The 16117-nt window shown below is 39.9% G+C and carries 14 protein-coding genes and 6 pseudogenes; 17 read left to right on the top strand and 3 right to left on the bottom strand.

The genetic code is table 11. The features are described 5' to 3' along the window. The first annotated feature begins 129 nt into the window (after nt 1–129). The 3 genes from LC033_RS06375 to LC033_RS06365 all read left to right on the top strand — a co-directional run bounded on the left by LC033_RS06375 (nt 130) and on the right by LC033_RS06365 (nt 2267). Nucleotides 130–1485 (top strand): glucose-6-phosphate isomerase, encoded by a 1356-nt coding sequence (locus tag LC033_RS06375; protein ID WP_226567401.1) that lies wholly within the window; start codon nt 130–132, stop codon nt 1483–1485. Nucleotides 1486–1617: 132 nt separating this feature from the next. Continuing rightward, a complete protein-coding gene (locus LC033_RS06370; protein WP_226567400.1) occupies nt 1618–1821 on the top strand; it encodes a hypothetical protein in 204 nt (67 codons plus the stop codon). 44 nt (nt 1822–1865) lie between these two features. Beyond that, the gene (locus LC033_RS06365) at nt 1866–2267 is read left to right on the top strand and encodes a YugN-like family protein (RefSeq protein ID WP_226567399.1); all 402 of its coding nucleotides are present in this window, start codon (nt 1866–1868) and stop codon (nt 2265–2267) included. On the opposite strand, the gene LC033_RS06360 is transcribed toward LC033_RS06365, so the two are convergent. Continuing rightward, the gene (locus LC033_RS06360) at nt 2247–2564 is read right to left on the bottom strand and encodes a hypothetical protein (RefSeq protein WP_226567398.1); all 318 of its coding nucleotides are present in this window, start codon (nt 2562–2564) and stop codon (nt 2247–2249) included. The two genes, LC033_RS06365 and LC033_RS06360, sit on opposite strands and share 21 nt — an antisense overlap. 236 nt (nt 2565–2800) lie before the next feature. Between LC033_RS06360 and LC033_RS06355 the strand changes: the two genes are divergently transcribed. From LC033_RS06355 to LC033_RS06330, 6 genes and pseudogenes are all read left to right on the top strand, one after another. Beyond that, on the top strand, nt 2801–3025 hold the full coding sequence (locus LC033_RS06355) for a YuzI family membrane protein (protein WP_226567397.1): 225 nt from the start codon (nt 2801–2803) through the stop codon (nt 3023–3025). A 78-nt stretch (nt 3026–3103) separates the two neighbouring features. Next, nucleotides 3104–3781, top strand: a complete 678-nt coding sequence (locus LC033_RS06350) for a zinc metallopeptidase (RefSeq protein WP_226567396.1) — start codon at nt 3104–3106, stop codon at nt 3779–3781. A gap of 48 nt (nt 3782–3829) precedes the next feature. Beyond that, the gene (locus LC033_RS06345; RefSeq protein WP_226567395.1) at nt 3830–5122 is read left to right on the top strand and encodes a hemolysin family protein; all 1293 of its coding nucleotides are present in this window, start codon (nt 3830–3832) and stop codon (nt 5120–5122) included. Between the two features lie 134 nt (nt 5123–5256). Next, nucleotides 5257–5658, top strand: a complete 402-nt coding sequence (locus LC033_RS06340; protein ID WP_226567394.1) for a secondary thiamine-phosphate synthase enzyme YjbQ — start codon at nt 5257–5259, stop codon at nt 5656–5658. Between the two features lie 16 nt (nt 5659–5674). Beyond that, the gene (locus LC033_RS06335) at nt 5675–6706 is read left to right on the top strand and encodes a nitronate monooxygenase (protein WP_226567393.1); all 1032 of its coding nucleotides are present in this window, start codon (nt 5675–5677) and stop codon (nt 6704–6706) included. Nucleotides 6707–6730: 24 nt separating this feature from the next. Then, nucleotides 6731–6978 (top strand): annotated as a pseudogene (locus tag LC033_RS06330) (protein YuzH). Between the two features lie 21 nt (nt 6979–6999). On the opposite strand, the gene LC033_RS06325 reads toward LC033_RS06330, so the two are convergent. Beyond that, entirely contained in the window at nt 7000–7740 is a 741-nt protein-coding gene (locus tag LC033_RS06325) for a protein-glutamine gamma-glutamyltransferase (RefSeq protein ID WP_226567392.1), read from the bottom strand. 178 nt (nt 7741–7918) lie between these two features. Between LC033_RS06325 and LC033_RS17240 the strand changes: the two are divergent. The 6 genes and pseudogenes from LC033_RS17240 to LC033_RS17585 form a co-directional block, all read left to right on the top strand. Then, nucleotides 7919–8104 (top strand): annotated as a pseudogene (locus tag LC033_RS17240) (hypothetical protein); the annotation flags it as partial. Between the two features lie 71 nt (nt 8105–8175). Continuing rightward, nucleotides 8176–9222 (top strand): annotated as a pseudogene (locus LC033_RS17235) (HAMP domain-containing protein); the annotation flags it as partial. Continuing rightward, nucleotides 9217–10167 carry a methyl-accepting chemotaxis protein gene (locus tag LC033_RS17230; RefSeq protein WP_376776419.1) on the top strand — a complete coding sequence of 317 codons (951 nt, stop codon included), beginning with the start codon at nt 9217–9219 and terminating at the stop codon, nt 10165–10167. The pseudogene LC033_RS17235 and the gene LC033_RS17230, both read left to right, overlap by 6 nt. A 203-nt stretch (nt 10168–10370) precedes the next feature. Continuing rightward, nucleotides 10371–10728: pseudogene (locus tag LC033_RS06310) on the top strand (DDE-type integrase/transposase/recombinase); the annotation flags it as partial. 113 nt (nt 10729–10841) lie between these two features. Further along, nucleotides 10842–11885 (top strand): annotated as a pseudogene (locus LC033_RS17590) (cache domain-containing protein); the annotation flags it as partial. After that, nucleotides 11877–12830 carry a methyl-accepting chemotaxis protein gene (locus tag LC033_RS17585; RefSeq protein ID WP_376776418.1) on the top strand — a complete coding sequence of 318 codons (954 nt, stop codon included), beginning with the start codon at nt 11877–11879 and terminating at the stop codon, nt 12828–12830. The pseudogene LC033_RS17590 and the gene LC033_RS17585, both read left to right, overlap by 9 nt. Nucleotides 12831–13024: 194 nt before the next feature. Here LC033_RS17585 and LC033_RS06300 read toward each other — a convergent pair. Beyond that, nucleotides 13025–13191 (bottom strand): annotated as a pseudogene (locus LC033_RS06300) (Gfo/Idh/MocA family oxidoreductase); the annotation flags it as partial. A 364-nt stretch (nt 13192–13555) separates the two neighbouring features. Between LC033_RS06300 and LC033_RS06295 the strand changes: the two are divergent. Next, on the top strand, nt 13556–14698 hold the full coding sequence (locus LC033_RS06295) for an AI-2E family transporter (RefSeq protein WP_226567388.1): 1143 nt from the start codon (nt 13556–13558) through the stop codon (nt 14696–14698). Nucleotides 14699–14824: 126 nt separating this feature from the next. Beyond that, complete coding sequence (locus tag LC033_RS06290) at nt 14825–15658, top strand: undecaprenyl-diphosphate phosphatase (RefSeq protein WP_226567387.1); 834 nt, start codon at nt 14825–14827, stop codon at nt 15656–15658. The last annotated feature ends 459 nt before the right edge of the window (nt 15659–16117 follow it).

Genomic DNA, 16117 nt, shown 5'->3' with positions numbered 1-16117 from the left:
ATAATACGGATTGCCGCTTCTCCTCATGAGAAGCGGCTTTTTGCTGCACCGTGACAATCACTTGATTTCAATAGCTAGTTCCGATAAAGTGAAATGGACAGAACTAACGTAATGGAGGGCTTACAAGCGATGACACATATTCAATTTGACTACTCGAAAGCGTTACCTTTCTTTCAAGAACATGAACTTACATATTTAAAAGATTTTGTGAAGGTAGCCCATCATAATATTCATGAGCAAACGGGTGCAGGCAGTGATTATTTAGGCTGGATTGACTTACCGAAGCAATATGATCATGAAGAATTTGCCCGCATAAAAAAAAGTGCTGAAAAAATTAAGTCTGATTCTGATGTTTTACTCGTTGTTGGAATCGGTGGTTCTTATCTTGGCGCACGTGCAGCAATTGAGTTTTTAAACCATTCTTTCTATAATACTCTGCCAAAAGGCAAACGCAAAACACCGCAAATCATCTTTATTGGAAACAACATCAGTTCTTCTTATTTAACAGATGTAATGGATATGCTAGAAGATGCCGATTTCTCCATTAACGTGATTTCAAAATCTGGTACAACAACAGAACCAGCCATTGCGTTCCGCATCTTTAAAAAGCTCCTTATCGAAAAATATGGTGCTGAAGAAGCGAAAAAACGTATCTATGCGACAACTGACAAGGCACGTGGGGCACTCAAAACATTAGCAACTGAAGAAGGCTATGAATCATTTATCATCCCTGATGATGTCGGCGGACGCTATTCCGTTTTAACAGCAGTTGGTCTGTTGCCAATCGCTGTGAGCGGTGCAGACATTGATCAAATGATGGAAGGTGCTGCGAAAGCAAGCGAAGACTTCGCTTCATCTGAACTCTCAGAAAATGCGGCTTATCAATATGCGGTTGTTCGTAATGTTCTTTACAATAAAGGCCGGACGATTGAAATGCTGATTAACTATGAGCCAGGATTACAATACTTCGCAGAATGGTGGAAGCAGTTATTTGGCGAAAGTGAAGGGAAAGATGAAAAAGGAATCTATCCTTCATCTGCCAACTTCTCAACGGATCTTCATTCACTTGGTCAATATGTACAAGAAGGAAGAAGAGACTTGTTTGAAACCATCGTGAATGTAAACAAGCCTCGACATGAGCTTGTCATCGAAGCAGAAGAACAAGACCTTGATGGCTTGAATTATCTAGCAGGGAAAACGGTGGATTTCGTGAATAAAAAAGCATTTGAAGGAACAATGCTTGCCCATACTGATGGAAAAGTACCGAATCTAATTGTCACGATTCCTGAGATGGATGCTTATACGTTCGGATATCTCGTGTATTTCTTCGAGAAAGCATGTGCGATGTCTGGGTATTTACTAGGTGTCAATCCATTCGATCAGCCTGGAGTAGAAGCGTATAAAGTGAATATGTTTGCTTTATTAGGAAAACCGGGCTTTGAAGAGAAAAAGGCAGAGCTTGAGAGCCGTCTAAAACAATCATAAGAACAAAAAAAGCACATCTTTTGGGGTCAGTCCCCTTTCATAAGGTGTGCCTTTTTTTTGTTCTCATGGTTTCAGTGCAAGCCTCCCTAATCTCCATACATAGAATAATCAATGGAGGAGGTTGATGAAGCGATGAGAACAAATCATATTTATATCCATGACATTTCCGGGCAGGCGATTGTCAACTTTGGCAATATCGGACGGATATGTCCGATGAGTGCTGTGAAGGGTACGTCAGGTGTAGGGAGCGCTAATGAGAGCCGTACATCATCCGAGAAGAGCTTGATTGATGCCGCTTTTACAAACAATGTGCAAATCAAGAGAGGAGATGTATGAATTCCTATGTTTAACGAACCCTATTACAAAAAGGAGGGTTCCTCATGATTCATGTACCATCCAGGCTAACAGGTGAAAGCTTTTCGCTTTACCATCTAGAAGAAACGATGAAGCCGCTTGGCTATGTCATTAATGGCAATTGGGATTACGACCACGGGTACTTTGATTATAAAATTGATAACCGTGAAGGCTATACCTTTCTCAGAGTTCCATTTACAGCCGAGAAAGGGCAGCTTGATCAGCCAGGCGTTGTAGTAAAAATGGGACATCCATTTCTCTTAAAGCATGTGTATCAAGACAAATTAGATGATTATGCAATGGTTGGAAATGTCGGGGCATCATTTAACCAATTCCAAGAACCAAAAGAGAAGGATGGAGATGTGTCAAAAGCTTATACTGAAATTGGTTTTTCACTTGTCAAGGAATTAGAAGACGCACTGCTTTAACGCGCAATAGCTCGCCCTCTGGATGAAGCTCATTTTCCAAAGGGAGGATTCATCATGGATCCTTCTTTTTTGTACGCCCACAATGATCACATGATGCTCTAAGAAGTGGCGGAGCACTGTTAAGTACGTTTTACCAGCTAATGCGGGGGGGGGGGGGGTTGCATCAGACGTATGAATGACTTGGATTGCTCCAGGACGCTCAGCATTTTTCACGTATCTGTCTGTCAAGGTCTCAATTAAACAGTATAATGAAGGATTTAGTCCTTTTGCCACAAGTAAGGTTAAGACACTTTGCATATCTGCTGTGAATTCATGCCGCTTAATTGACCAAAAAAGAGCAGCAAGAAACAAATGAGGATAGCAATGTGAAGATAAGAGGCCACCTTAGTCAAGCGATAAAAATACGGTTTGATTTCATCGAACTCTTCCTTTCAAGGAGACTATGCATGATTGAGAAAACATTTTTTCATCTTCGTCATGTATGAAAACAGATCCCATATCTTAAAATAAGAGAGGAGAAGGAGGGAATTCGAATGTCGTTCGTTCAAAAGACCGTACTTCTTTTTATCGGTGCACACTTTTTATCATCAGCTATGATCTTGCTTGTCTTTGATTTAAATGCTGTGAATCATTTCATGAGTGATTTCTCATGGTTGCGCTTTTTTCAAGATCTGTATGGGACTGTGACATTTTATACAGCATGCTTGGGCATGTTCTTCTTTTTCATTGGCGCTGTCATCCCCCTCAAAAAGACCTAGTGATTTTTGCTGTACACGTTACATAAAACCCATTAAAATTGTAAATAAATATATAAAATTAAAAGGAAGCTGATGAGCATGCTATTTTTTTATTTTTTAACATTTGTCGCATTGGGATTGTCATTTTGGGCACAATTTAAAGTGAAGAACCATTTTGAAAAGTATTCAAAGGTTGAAGCATCCAGTATGAAAACAGGTGCTGAAACCGCTCGATATATTTTAGATCGCAACGGGTTACACGATATACCTGTTGAACCGGTAAGAGGAACTTTGACTGATCATTACGACCCGACGCAGCGTGTGGTTCGTTTATCTGAACCAGTGTATTATGGCCATTCCATTTCGGCCATTTCAGTCGCATCACACGAGGTTGGACATGCCTTGCAGCATCAGGAATCCTATGGTGCGCTTGTCCTGAGACATAAAATCTTCCCTGTTGTGAACTTTGCATCTGGTGTTGCCCCGCTTCTTTTCCTTGGTGGATTATTGCTTGGCAGCCTTAACTTAATCGGGCTTGGGATCATTTTGTTCTCAGCAGCTGTGTTCTTTCAGCTTGTCACATTGCCTGTCGAGTTTAATGCAAGTTCTCGTGCAAAAGATATCATTGTTTCAGAAGGAATCATTAGAAGCAGTGAAGAAAGAGGCGTGAACAAGGTGTTAAATGCTGCAGCTCTTACGTATGTAGCAGCAGCACTTGTCTCGCTGTTTGAATTGCTTCGTTTTGTAATGATCTTCCTAAATGGCCGTAATAATTAATTAACGCCAGAGGAGGTGAGCCCTTACCAATATTAGGTGAGGGTTTTTTTGTATATTTTAAACGTATTTTTAGTCATATTACTCATTGCTGCGACAGCATTTTTTGTTGTCACTGAATTTGCGATTGTGAAAATTAGAGGGTCCAAAATCAATCAGTTGATCGAAAGCGGTGATAAGAGAGCCATCCATGTTCAAAAGCTGACATCGAATCTTGATGAATATCTATCCGCCTGTCAGCTCGGTATCACCATCACGGCATTAGGCTTAGGGTGGTTAGGAGAACCGACGGTGGAGCATTTTTTGCATCCGCTTTTCGAAAAATTAGAACTTCATTCCGCATTGACAGACATCTTATCTTTTATCATCGCATTTGTGATCATTACGTTTTTGCATGTGGTCGTTGGAGAGCTGGCGCCCAAAACGATTGCCATTCAAAAGGCAGAGGCCGTTAGTCTTGTGACTGCAAAACCACTCATTTTCTTTTATAAAATCATGTACCCGTTCATTAAAGCATTAAATGGCGCTGCGCGAGGAATCGTGAAATTATTTGGTTTTCATTCTGTCAAAGAACATGAAATGGCGATCAGTGAGGAAGAGTTGCGTCTTATTTTGTCTGAAAGCTATGAGAAGGGAGAGATCAACCAATCTGAATACAAATATGTGAATAAAATATTTGTATTTGATAACCGAGTGGCGAGAGAGATCATGATTCCTCGCACAGAAATCTCAGCTATTGACATTGAACAGACGCTTGAGGATGTCACCCATTTTATGCTGAACGAAAGGTACACACGTTACCCTGTCATTAAAGAAGACAAAGATCATGTGATTGGTCTCATCAATAGCAAAGATGTGTTCAAGGCGAGCTTTTTAAATCAAGATGTGACGATTGAAGACTTAATGCGTCCGGTCATTCGGGTGATTGAAAGCACTCCTATTCAAGAATTGCTCATTTTGATGCAAAAGGAACGAATTCATATGTCGGTGCTAGTAGACGAATATGGAGGAACAGCCGGACTTGTCACAGTAGAGGACATATTAGAGGAAATTGTGGGCGAAATTCGAGACGAATATGATCAAGATGAAACCCCTCACATCGTCAAAAAAGGTGATTTCCACTATGTAATGGATGGGAAAGCCTTGATTGATGAGGTGAATGATTTATTGGATTTAGCCATTGAGAATGATGATGTTGATACAATTGCCGGCTGGATGATGACGCATAAATTTGATTTTGAGATTGGAGATACGATTGAAGCAGAAGGCTGTGAATTTACCATCATAGATGCAGAAGATCACCATATTCGAACCATTGAAATCAAAAAGGTTCATTTCTCCTAAAAACCTCGTAGCGCTTGACGAGGTTTTTTTGCTTGGTAAACTTTAGGTAAGACAAAGATTTCTTCGGATAGGCAGAGATTTGTTTCACATAAAAAGGGTATGGTTTTATAGAAACGACAAAAGGAGTCGCTCATATGAAAAAAATCAATGTACAAACAGATAGACGCGATGACATGATAGACGTCACACACGAGGTTCATCAATATATCAAGGAAACAGGAATTCAGAACGGGACTGTTATTGTCTACTGTCCACATACGACAGCAGGGATCACGATTAATGAAAATGCAGACCCAGATGTGAAACGAGATATGCTCCGCCGGCTTGACGAAATTTTTCTGTGGGAACATCCGAAGGACCGCCATATGGAAGGAAATACAGCAGCACACATGAAAGCGAGTTATATGGGGGCGTCTCAGCATGTTCTCATCCATGATGGTGATCTCGTGCTTGGCACGTGGCAAGGAATCTATTTCTGTGAGTTTGACGGACCGAGACATCGGCATTTTTTTGTACAAGTGTCATCAAATGAATAAGAAATGGGGGAAATAAATGGGGGATATCACGACATTATTTCAAATCGAACATGGAATCATCCAAGCGCCAATGGCCGGAGGAGCTGTGACACCGCATCTGGCAGCCACTGTTTCACAGTACGGGGGACTTGGCAGCTTGGCAAGTGGGTATGTGCAGCCTGACAAAATGAGGCAGCAAATGAAGCAGGTCAAACAGCTGACACCCCGCCAGTTTCAGGTCAATGTGTTTGTTCCAGAGCCAATTTCTGAACCCAAAAAAGAAGACGTAGCGTTTTGGGAAAAGCGGCTGCCTGCATATCCGTCAGCTGATCGTATGCCAAGCGAAGAAGCATTGTGGGATGATTTTGAACAGAAAATCAACATTCTTCTGGAAGAAGAAGTACCGGTCGTTTCCTTTACTTTCGCTTGTCCAAATGAACAAACCATTCAACGCTTCAAACAAAAGGGGATTCTTTTAATTGGAACCGCCACAACAAAAGAGGAGGCACTGCTTTTAGAGGAGAAAGGAATGGATGCCATTGTTCTGCAAGGAAGCGAAGCAGGGGGACATCGTGGTACCTTTTTATCTTCAAAAGGAGATGCCCTCTTGGGACTTTTTAGTCTGATTACCGACGTCAAGCTGCTCTGCCGAGTACCATTGATTGCTGCAGGCGGGATCACAGATCGAGCAGGAGTGAAAGCCGCTCTAGCGCTTGGAGCGGATGCGGTTCAAATAGGCACAAGATTTTTAGCCAGCCAGGAAAGTGCAGCAGCAGACGTATACAAAAAGGCGATTTTACAGGCGGAAAGCAGTGAAACCAAGATCACAAGACTTTTTTCAGGGAAAAGAGCAAGAGGAATTGTGAACGAATGGATGGAGGAAGAAAGAAAAAATGAAGATAGGGTCCTTCCTTATCCAGTTCAGCATGTATGGACGACACCGATGCGAAAAGCCGCTGCTACCGCAGGAAACCCTGATCAAATGGCTCTTTGGGCAGGACAGGGTGTTGGCCGTATTCACTCCATTTTAACCGTTGAAGAGATTATGCACGAACTGACACGCATATAAAATCATACTGGGTGGTGTGAAAGGATGGACATCTTAAAACATTCATACCGTAAAAAAGGACAAATTGAATTTTGGTTTGATGAATTCCCACACTCTCCTGCCGTCCTTACGCCCATTCGACACTACTATTTTGTTCGTTACGTAAAATGGAGCGAGCACGATCCGCCAGTCACTAGAAAAGACTAGAAAAAATGGAGATCCTTGCGAACACGATGCTTGGCACGCTGCAAGATTATCATAAACGCAAGGCATACAAAAGCCCCTTGTCATAACCAATAGACAAGAGGCTTTTTTTAGCTACCAAACATCTGCCTAAGATAAATGACATCCATCCGGGTAGTCTGGGGCAGTAAATAAGCGGACTGAACAGCACCTGGCCGCCTTCTGCTGTTTAATTTGTCGATAATTTCTGCGGCAGTTAAAATGCCAAGCCCATGCCCGTAATATTGATCTTCTCCTAAGTAAATGACATTTTCCCCACGCCATTGGGACTGCTGATAACTAAACTCCGGATTTTCGAAATATAAACAATCCCCATAAATAAAGTCATTTCCCCGTTCTGTATAAATAGACAGTGTATCATAATGCCAGTCATACAAAGTTAAACTACGAAGCCTTCGATTGAACTTCTCGTCTCCTACCGTTTGCAGTACCCCCATATAAAACACAATGACAATCGCAGTCGCACATTCAAAAGCATATTTTGAGCCATTTTCAAAAATGTCCTTAATCCCTGTAGATGGTTCGACTTGATAGCGTAGTTCTAGTGCCCCTGCCTCTGATACACGCCAAAATGCCTCATTTGCACGAGATCGTTGAAAGATGGCAAATGAAACACCACTTTTATGCAAATCTCTTGCCGCATTCATGATGTTCGATCGTAAGGTCACCTCAAACAACAAATCAGATGCTTGCCTATAGCGGAACGTATCATTTGAGGCTTGTAGCTGCATCAAAATGATCCGCTTTTGCCCCTCTAGCTGAAACGATGCCAGCTGATCATTTGTCACTGGCTGTCCGGAAAGGATAATCATATGAAAAGCGCCCCCTTTTTTATTAGCGTATGCGTGATGCTTGGGCAAGGAATCAATTAAAAAAAGGCAGCAGAAGGCATGTCGAAAAAGCTCTCCCAGTTAAACGATACAGCAATTAACAATTAACCTATCGAGCGGTTCAAAGCTTATTTCACAAGCGAAGCAGGAAATGCGCCAAGTCTCAAGAGAAAGCGAAGCGAGTATTCAAGACATTGCTGCCTCTGCTGAAGAAAAGTGGGCATCTATGGAAGAAATTACATCACCTTTTGTTACACTTGCAAATATGGCCGAAGAACTAAAAGAGCTAACAAGTCAATTTAAATCGATGAAAAAATATCCAGGCATTAACTGGGTATTTTTTTAAAAACGTCATTTCTAGCCTCTAAAAATATATCTTTCATCCGATAATAACTTTAGAGAAGGGGGAAAGAGAAAATGGGAAAAATGATCCAATGGTTCAAAAAACCATCCATTTCAAAAAAATTAATCATTGCCTTTTTGGTAGTCCTTATTCTGCCAACTGTAACACTGACAATTAGTGCATTTTTTACATCAAAGACAGAGCTGGACAAACAGATTATGGGCAGTGCTATGAGCCAAGTCAATACATTTGATAAATTAATTAATGAAAGTATTGGAAACCATGTAGAGGCTGTTACACTGTTTACAGTTTCTCTAAAAGCTTCTAATCTTCAAGAAAAAAATAGAAATGCGACTATTAAAGAATTGCAGCAATATGGGAAAATTAATGAAAAAGATGTAGCTGCTATCTATGCAGGTTCTGAAAAGGGATTGTTCATGCAATACCCAGTTCAAAAAATGCCTGATGGCTATGACCCGAGAGAGCGTCCATGGTATCAAGAGGCAATGAGTGCTGAAAATGGCAAGCAAGTCATCACAAAGCCTTACGTAGCAGCATCCACAGGCAAAATGGTGATCACTATTGCCCGAAAAATGGAAGATGGATCAGGTGTGATCGGGCTTGATATGGAAATTGACAGCCTGAATAAAAAATTAAAAGAAATCAAAATTGGGCATAAAGGCTACGCCTTTATCATGGAGAAGGATAAAACCGTTCTGGCAGATCCAACCCAAAAAACAGGGAGTCAAGTAAATGAAAGTTTGGCGAATATTATTTATCAAAACAAGGAGGGAAGCGGCAGTTATACGATTAAAGGAACTGATAAAAAGGTTGCGTATGTGACCAATGAATTAACAGGGTGGAAAATCGGTGGAACGATGCTCGTATCAGAAGTCAAAGATGCAGCAAAGCCAGTATTCCATACAGCCATTATCGTGTTCAGTGTGACACTTATTGTAGCAGGAACCCTCATCTTCTTTATCGTCCGCTCAATATCAAAGAGATTATCCAATCTTGCCAGTTTCTCGAAAAAGGTCAGTAATGGTGATTTGCGTGATAAGCTACAGATCCAATCAGATGACGAAATTGGACAAGTTGGTAAAGACTTTAATACGATGATTGACTCATTAAGATCCCTCATTGGTGCCGTTCAAACCTCAGTCGAAAATGTCGCTTCTTCATCAGAAGAACTGACCGCCAGTGCAGGACAAACAAGTAAAGCAACAGAGCATATTACATTAGCCATTGAACAATTCTCCAGCGGAAATGAAAGTCAAAATGATAAAGTGGAATCCAGCTCAGTTGAGTTAGAGGAAATGAATAGAGGACTTCAGCATATGAATGAATCTGCTGAATCGATTACCGCTTCATCGATCAAATCGACAGATATCGCAGGAGAAGGAGAACAGCTTGTTGAAAAAACCGCTTCTCAAATGAATGTCATAGATCAATCAGTGAAAAAAGCAGAGAATGTCATAAGCGCTCTGGAAAGTAAATCAAAAGACATTGCTCAAATTCTCGGTGTCATCAATGGTATCGCCGATCAAACGAATTTACTTGCGCTAAATGCAGCGATAGAAGCAGCAAGAGCTGGGGAATCCGGACGAGGTTTCTCCGTTGTAGCAGAGGAAGTGAGAAAACTTGCTGTTCAATCAGCAAACTCGGCGAAAGAAATAGAGAATTTGATCAAAGAAATCGTTCAAGACATTGATGTATCACAGGAAGTCTTCACTGCGGTGAATCGAGAAGTCCAATCAGGCTTAAGCTTCACTGAACAAACGAGAGTAAGCTTCCACAATATTTTCGAAATGACAAAAGAAATTTCAGATCAGCTCCAAACAATGAACCAAACGGTTGTCCAGCTTTCAAAAGGCTCTGCACATGTTTCAGAGGCTGTTCGTGAGATCGCAGAGGTATCTCGTGAAAGCTCAGCAAATATCCAAGACATTGCCGCTTCAGCAGAGGAACAACTGGCATCAATGGAAGAAATCAGCTCATCCTCTGCCACACTTTCTTCAATGGCAGAAGAATTACGTGATTTGATTAGCAAATTTAAGGTGGAATAGACACGCAAAAAAGAGCCTCCGCCGATGAAGTGCACCCCAAATGTTAGACACAATCTAACATTTGGAGGTGCTTTTCTTTTGACTAAATCAAAGGAATTGCAAAACATATTGGTGTGCACAAAAGTATACTTCAATATTGGGTGAGAAAGTATCAATATATAATTAGACGTACTTGACTATATAAATGAGCATGGGAAGTATAGCCCATATTAGATCTATTTAATGGTGAAATCATTACCTATACAATCGGTCAAGACCTATTGATTCCCTCGCCTCAACGATGCTTCATCAGGCATTCAACCGATTAGATGAGGAAGAGAAACCGATGATACATTCCGATCAAGTGTGGCATGACCAATATAGACACCCCTTAATAAGCGTGGAATAACACAGAGTATGTCCCGAAAAGGCAACTGCTATTATAACGCAGTTATAGAGAGCTTCTTCGGCATCTTAAAGACTTGAGCAATATATTGATTACTACAATTAACACGAATAAAGACAAAACTAAAAGTCATGAGTCCGATACAATATCGAACTCATAACTCGAAAGCTGTCTAATAAAAACCCATTTTGATGTTCAGTGCTGTTATACTTTAATAAGTTAAAAAAGTAAACAACCTAGTAGTTCTTCCGATAAATATACTATCTTACTAAAAGGAGTTTTCTTTTTTATGAAATTCATACAGTATTTCAAAAAGCCTTCTATTTCAAAAAAGCTCGTATTCTCTTTCTTATTTATTCTGTTATGCCCAATTATTGTATTGGCATACTCTTCATATCATGCTGCAAGCACTTCCTTAAATGATCAAATCTTGCAAAGTGCAAAGGAAAACGTTGAGCAGCTAGATAAAAATGTTACGAAGGTTGTGAAAGTGAAAACAGACGCAGCCGCTTTCTTTAGTCAATGGATCACGGAGAAAAAGCTCAAGCAAAAGGGAACAACTGAAATTCAAGGCCGCTTTGAGCAATTCATGAGTATGAATGATGACATAGAAGGTATCTTTGTCGCTTCAAATGATGGCAAAGTGTTTTCAAGATATCCTAATAAAAAAATGCCGGCTGACTATGTCGCAACTGAACGAGATTGGTATAAAGATGGCTGGGACAAAAACGGTGAACTGTCTGTTTCAGCTCCGTATCCAACCGCCTCAACCAGTACTCTTGTTGTAACCATTTCTAAGAAGCTTGAGGACGGCTCTGGTGTTATCGCGATGAACCTAGATATTGCGAATCTAGTGAAAGAATCAAATAGTATTAACATTGGTAAAAAAGGCTATGCATTTATTGGAAGTCTCGATCGTACCTATGTTGCCCATCCAACGAAAAAAGCTGGCACAAAATTATCTGGTGAATGGTTAGAAAAGCTCTATTCACAAGATCAAGGATCCATGAGTTATATGTTTGAAGGAAAAGAAAAACAAATGGAGTTTACTACAAACAAGGCGACTGGCTGGAAGATTGTCGGTACGATGTTTGTAAGTGAAGTAAAAGCTGCCGCACAGCCTGTCTATAACATGGCCGCTATTATTTTGGTTGGCACCCTCATCATTGGCGGTATTCTCATCTTCTTTATCATTCGTTCAATTACAAAACCACTTTTTATGCTTGTCTCCTCTTCGAAGAAGATCAGCGAGGGAGATTTAACAGAAAAAATTGATGTCCGGTCAAAAGATGAAATTGGCCAGCTCGGCACAAGCTTTAATGAAATGAGTGAGTCACTGAGAGATGTCATTCAAGCTGTACAGACATCTGTTGAGAACGTGGCGTCATCGTCTGAAGAACTGACGGCAAGTGCAGGTCAAACAACAAAAGCAACAGAACATATTACATCATCCATTGAAACATTCTCGAACGGTAACGAAAATCAACGTGAAATGGTCGAGCAAAGCGCAAAGCATTTGAAACAAATGAACGAAGGTCTAAATGAAGTCGCTCAAACCTCTGATGTCATCACAGTTTCATCTGCTCAATCAAAAACAGTAGCAGAAACAGGTGGACAGCTTGTAGAGCAAACAGTTGGTCAAATGAAAACAATTGATCATTCAGTGAAAGAGGCTGAAGGTGTGATCAACGGACTAGAACATAAATCAAAAGATATCACAAACATCTTAGGCGTTATTAACGGCATTGCTGATCAAACGAATTTACTTGCACTAAATGCAGCCATCGAAGCAGCACGTGCAGGCGAGTCAGGTAGAGGCTTCTCGGTTGTAGCAGAGGAAGTACGTAAACTTGCAGTTCAATCATCGGATTCAGCAAAAGAGATTGAAAAGCTCGTGAAAGAAATTGTATCTGAAATTGAAATGTCTCAAAGCATGTTCAAATCTGTGAATGAAGAAGTGAAAAATGGTCTTTCTATTACAGATCAAACGAAAGAAAGCTTCTCACAAATTAACCATCAAACAGCGGAAATCGCAACGAGAATGAATGAAATGAATACAACGGTATGCGAGCTTTCAAAAGGATCAGAGCAAATTTCTAAAGCAGTAAATGAAATTGCAGATGTGTCTAGAGAGAGTTCAGCAAGTATTCAAGATATAGCGGCATCTGCTGAAGAGCAGCATGCATCAATGGAAGAGATTAGTTCCTCTTCTACGACTCTTTCCCAAATGGCTGAAGAGCTGCGTGATTTAATTAAAAAATTCAAGATCAATCAATAATTGTGAAAGTGGTTCTCCTCAAGGGGAACCGCTTTTCTTTTTAAGAGATGATCTCGTACAATAGAGGTAATCGGAAGAAAAGGAGAGATGTTATGCGATTATCAGATAAAAAGGTCATTGCGTTTGTCAGTGATGATTTGAAGATTTAGAACTATGGTATATACTGAATCAAACGCGTCACTATATTCTATTTAATGTAAGTTTGTAAGACCGTTTCAATTCCGTATTTTTCGACAAATGCCTGTCCCTTTTCAGTGGATCGAGAATAGAAGGCTGTACAAGTAAAATCTGAAATTCCCTCTCCGGCCTGTAAGAATCGATCTGTAATCCAGTTCGTTCCGATGACAGCAAATCGAATCATGTCAATCCCTTCTTCTGCTTTCTCTGATTATACATGCTTTGAAAGCGTTTGGATGAAGGAATATTGTTTTTATTGAAAAGCGGATGAAACCTTTATCTAGGCTGATGCGTCTTACATAAAGTATTTAAATGTACGAAAAGCGGGTAGTTTCTTCCTTCATTCGGGTAATACTCAGAAAGAAGGGAGAGAAGGGATTCCATTTTCAGGTCAAGAGAGCACAGAACAAGCAGTGCTATGGATAAGGCTGATTGTACAGCCGATTCTGATGATATGGTTTGGAAAAAAAGCTAAAACAATGATCACCATATCATGATCAAGTAGTGTACAATTTATTAATATAATAGCCCGTGTTTGGAGGAACGATATGAATTCTATGCAAATGTGGAGCAGTCAATTTAGAAAATTTTTTCTTGATAACAAGTTTGTTCTCTTTTTACTCATCCTGCTATTAATAGGGTTGAACATCCTTGTTTTCACGAAAGCATCTTTTATCTTCACACCGCTCATTGTACTCATCAAAACCATTGCCTTACCGATTATTTTAACGGGGGTTGTGTATTATTTATTAAATCCGATTGTCAACTTGTTAGAGAGATTTAGAGTTAAGCGGATCTATTCGATTTTGCTTTTATATATTGTCATTATTGGGATTATTACAATAACCATTGTGGCCATTATTCCTTTTTTACAGGCACAAACCATGAGCCTGTTTCATAACTTTCCGAAATATGTCGATACGGTAGAAGATCAGATTAGACAATTAACAGGGAGCAACTTTATTAATCAAGTGCAGAATACGATGAACTTTAACGTATCGGAATTGGTCAGTAAAGCGTCAAGTCAAGCGACGAAGATTTTGGAAAGCACCTTTACCGGTGTAGGGACTTTCCTAGGTGCACTGACAGAAATTATCATCTCGATCATCACAGTTCCTTTTATTCTGTTTTATCTATTAAAAGACGGCAAAAAATTGCCAGACTATTTTTTGAAATTTATTCCTTATAAGCTAAGAGATCATACACATATCGTGCTTCACGAAATGAACCATCGCCTGAGCTCATATATTCGTGGACAGATTATAGTCAGCTTCTGTATCGGTTTTCTTCTTTTAATTGGATATATGATTATCGGGTTAGACTATGCCTTGCTGCTAGCCATTATTGCGGCATGTACAAGTGTAGTGCCTTACCTTGGTCCAACAATTGCCATTACACCAGCAATTGTGATTGCGCTTGTCACGTCACCAGTGATGCTGTTGAAACTGATTATTGTTTGGACAGTTGTTCAGTTGATTGAGGGGAAATTTATTTCGCCGCAAGTCATGGGGAAAAATCTTCAAATTCACCCGATTACCATCATTTTTGTTCTTTTAACAGCGGCTAAATTGTTCAGCTTGGTTGGTGTCATTGTCGCTATTCCGACGTATGCCGTTTTGAAAGTCATCACGACCCACTTGTTTAATTGGTTCAAAATGCGATCCAATTTGTATAAAGAAGAGAAGGTTTGATGTCATAATCTTTTTTTAAAAAAATATAGTATCATAAAGACGAGCTTTCGAAAAAGGAAGCTTGTCTTTATGTGGACATAGATGTTTGACATGTTCAAAAGATCAGAATTGAAAGGAAAGAATATCATGAATCTATGGGATTTATTCGTGGCACTGATTTTAGGAATTGTCGAAGGGTTAACAGAGTATGCACCTGTCTCGTCTACAGGACACATGATCATTGTTGATGATCTTTGGTTAAAATCGAAGGAAATTATTACGCCAGAAGCGGCAAATACATTTAAAGTCGTGATCCAATTAGGCTCTATTCTAGCGGTAATGATCGTGTTTAAAGATCGTATTTTGAACTTGTTAGGCTTAAAGAAAAATATCACAGAAGAACAAAAGCGCAGCGGACATAAGCTGACCATTGCTCAAATTGCTGTTGGACTCGTCCCAGCCGTCATTTTAGGATTCTTATTTGAAGATTATATTGATAAATATTTGTTTGATGTCAAAACGGTTGCTGTCGGATTGATTTTAGGGGCAGTGCTGATGCTTGTCGCTGACTGGATCAATAAACATAAATCAGAAACAAGCTCTGTGGATAACATGACGTACAGACAGGCACTTTATATCGGGCTGTTTCAATGTTTGGCATTATGGCCTGGCTTCTCCCGCTCAGGTTCTACTATTGCAGGTGGTGTTATTCTAGGTCTTAATCACCGAGCTGCGGCTGACTTTACGTTTATCATGGCCATGCCGATAATGGCAGGGGCAAGTTCCTTAACACTTGTAAAAAATGCCCAATACTTAACGACAGATATGCTTCCATTCTTTATCGTCGGCTTTGTGAGTGCGTTTATTGTGGCTCTCTTTGTTGTTCGATTCTTCCTAAAACTGATCAATAAAATCAAACTTGTGCCTTTTGCGATATACCGAATCATCCTAGGTCTGATTTTATTTATCCTGTTTATGTAAAATACTCTTTTGAAAGAGAGTTTCTTTGTTGTTATGCCTTTTTTAAACAGTAAAACCCCTCTTAATTTGTAGGAAATAAAGTTTTTTCATAAATTAGTGTTTAAGAGACAAAAGAAAGGGTAGTAGATTTAAGGAGGAGTTAGAAGTAATGAGGGAAAAAGTGAATTTTTCGTCAGTACTGTGATCGCTACTTCAATGGTTCTGTCCCTCTATTCTGAAGCAGGTCAAAACCATCATGTTGTTGTACAAAACTTAAGTCAATACCATGACTTTAGTGGACTGAACAATGTCGTCTATGATGGTATTACTTTGATATTGAAGATGGCACGTTTGTCAACAATGGTGACGTCGGCTATATTAACTGGATATTTATTGGAAGATTTGACCGTGAAGAAGGTAGCGGTACTGTCAAATTCAGTAAAAGATTCTAATCTCATGTCAAAAGTCTGCCGAGCCATC

The sequence above is a fragment of the Bacillus stratosphericus genome (assembly GCF_020524495.1).
Lineage (GTDB): Bacteria > Bacillota > Bacilli > Bacillales > Bacillaceae > Bacillus > Bacillus stratosphericus_B.
This window is presented reverse-complemented; position numbering and strand designations above follow the sequence as displayed.

Excerpts from the sequence above, each read along its gene's own strand:
- LC033_RS06370 (WP_226567400.1), top strand. The coding sequence starts at position 1,618 with ATGAGAACAAATCATATTTATATCCATGACATTTCCGGGCAGGCGATT.
- LC033_RS06360 (WP_226567398.1), bottom strand. The coding sequence starts at position 2,564 with ATGCAAAGTGTCTTAACCTTACTTGTGGCAAAAGGACTAAATCCTTCA.
- LC033_RS06335 (WP_226567393.1), top strand. The coding sequence starts at position 5,675 with ATGGGGGATATCACGACATTATTTCAAATCGAACATGGAATCATCCAA.
- LC033_RS17230 (WP_376776419.1), top strand. The coding sequence starts at position 9,217 with ATGATTGACTCATTAAGATCCCTCATTGGTGCCGTTCAAACCTCAGTC.
- LC033_RS06325 (WP_226567392.1), bottom strand. The coding sequence starts at position 7,740 with ATGATTATCCTTTCCGGACAGCCAGTGACAAATGATCAGCTGGCATCG.
- LC033_RS06365 (WP_226567399.1), top strand. The coding sequence starts at position 1,866 with ATGATTCATGTACCATCCAGGCTAACAGGTGAAAGCTTTTCGCTTTAC.
- LC033_RS06375 (WP_226567401.1), top strand. The coding sequence starts at position 130 with ATGACACATATTCAATTTGACTACTCGAAAGCGTTACCTTTCTTTCAA.
- LC033_RS17585 (WP_376776418.1), top strand. The coding sequence starts at position 11,877 with ATGAGTGAGTCACTGAGAGATGTCATTCAAGCTGTACAGACATCTGTT.
- LC033_RS06295 (WP_226567388.1), top strand. The coding sequence starts at position 13,556 with ATGAATTCTATGCAAATGTGGAGCAGTCAATTTAGAAAATTTTTTCTT.
- LC033_RS06340 (WP_226567394.1), top strand. The coding sequence starts at position 5,257 with ATGAAAAAAATCAATGTACAAACAGATAGACGCGATGACATGATAGAC.
- LC033_RS06350 (WP_226567396.1), top strand. The coding sequence starts at position 3,104 with ATGCTATTTTTTTATTTTTTAACATTTGTCGCATTGGGATTGTCATTT.
- LC033_RS06355 (WP_226567397.1), top strand. The coding sequence starts at position 2,801 with ATGTCGTTCGTTCAAAAGACCGTACTTCTTTTTATCGGTGCACACTTT.
- LC033_RS06290 (WP_226567387.1), top strand. The coding sequence starts at position 14,825 with ATGAATCTATGGGATTTATTCGTGGCACTGATTTTAGGAATTGTCGAA.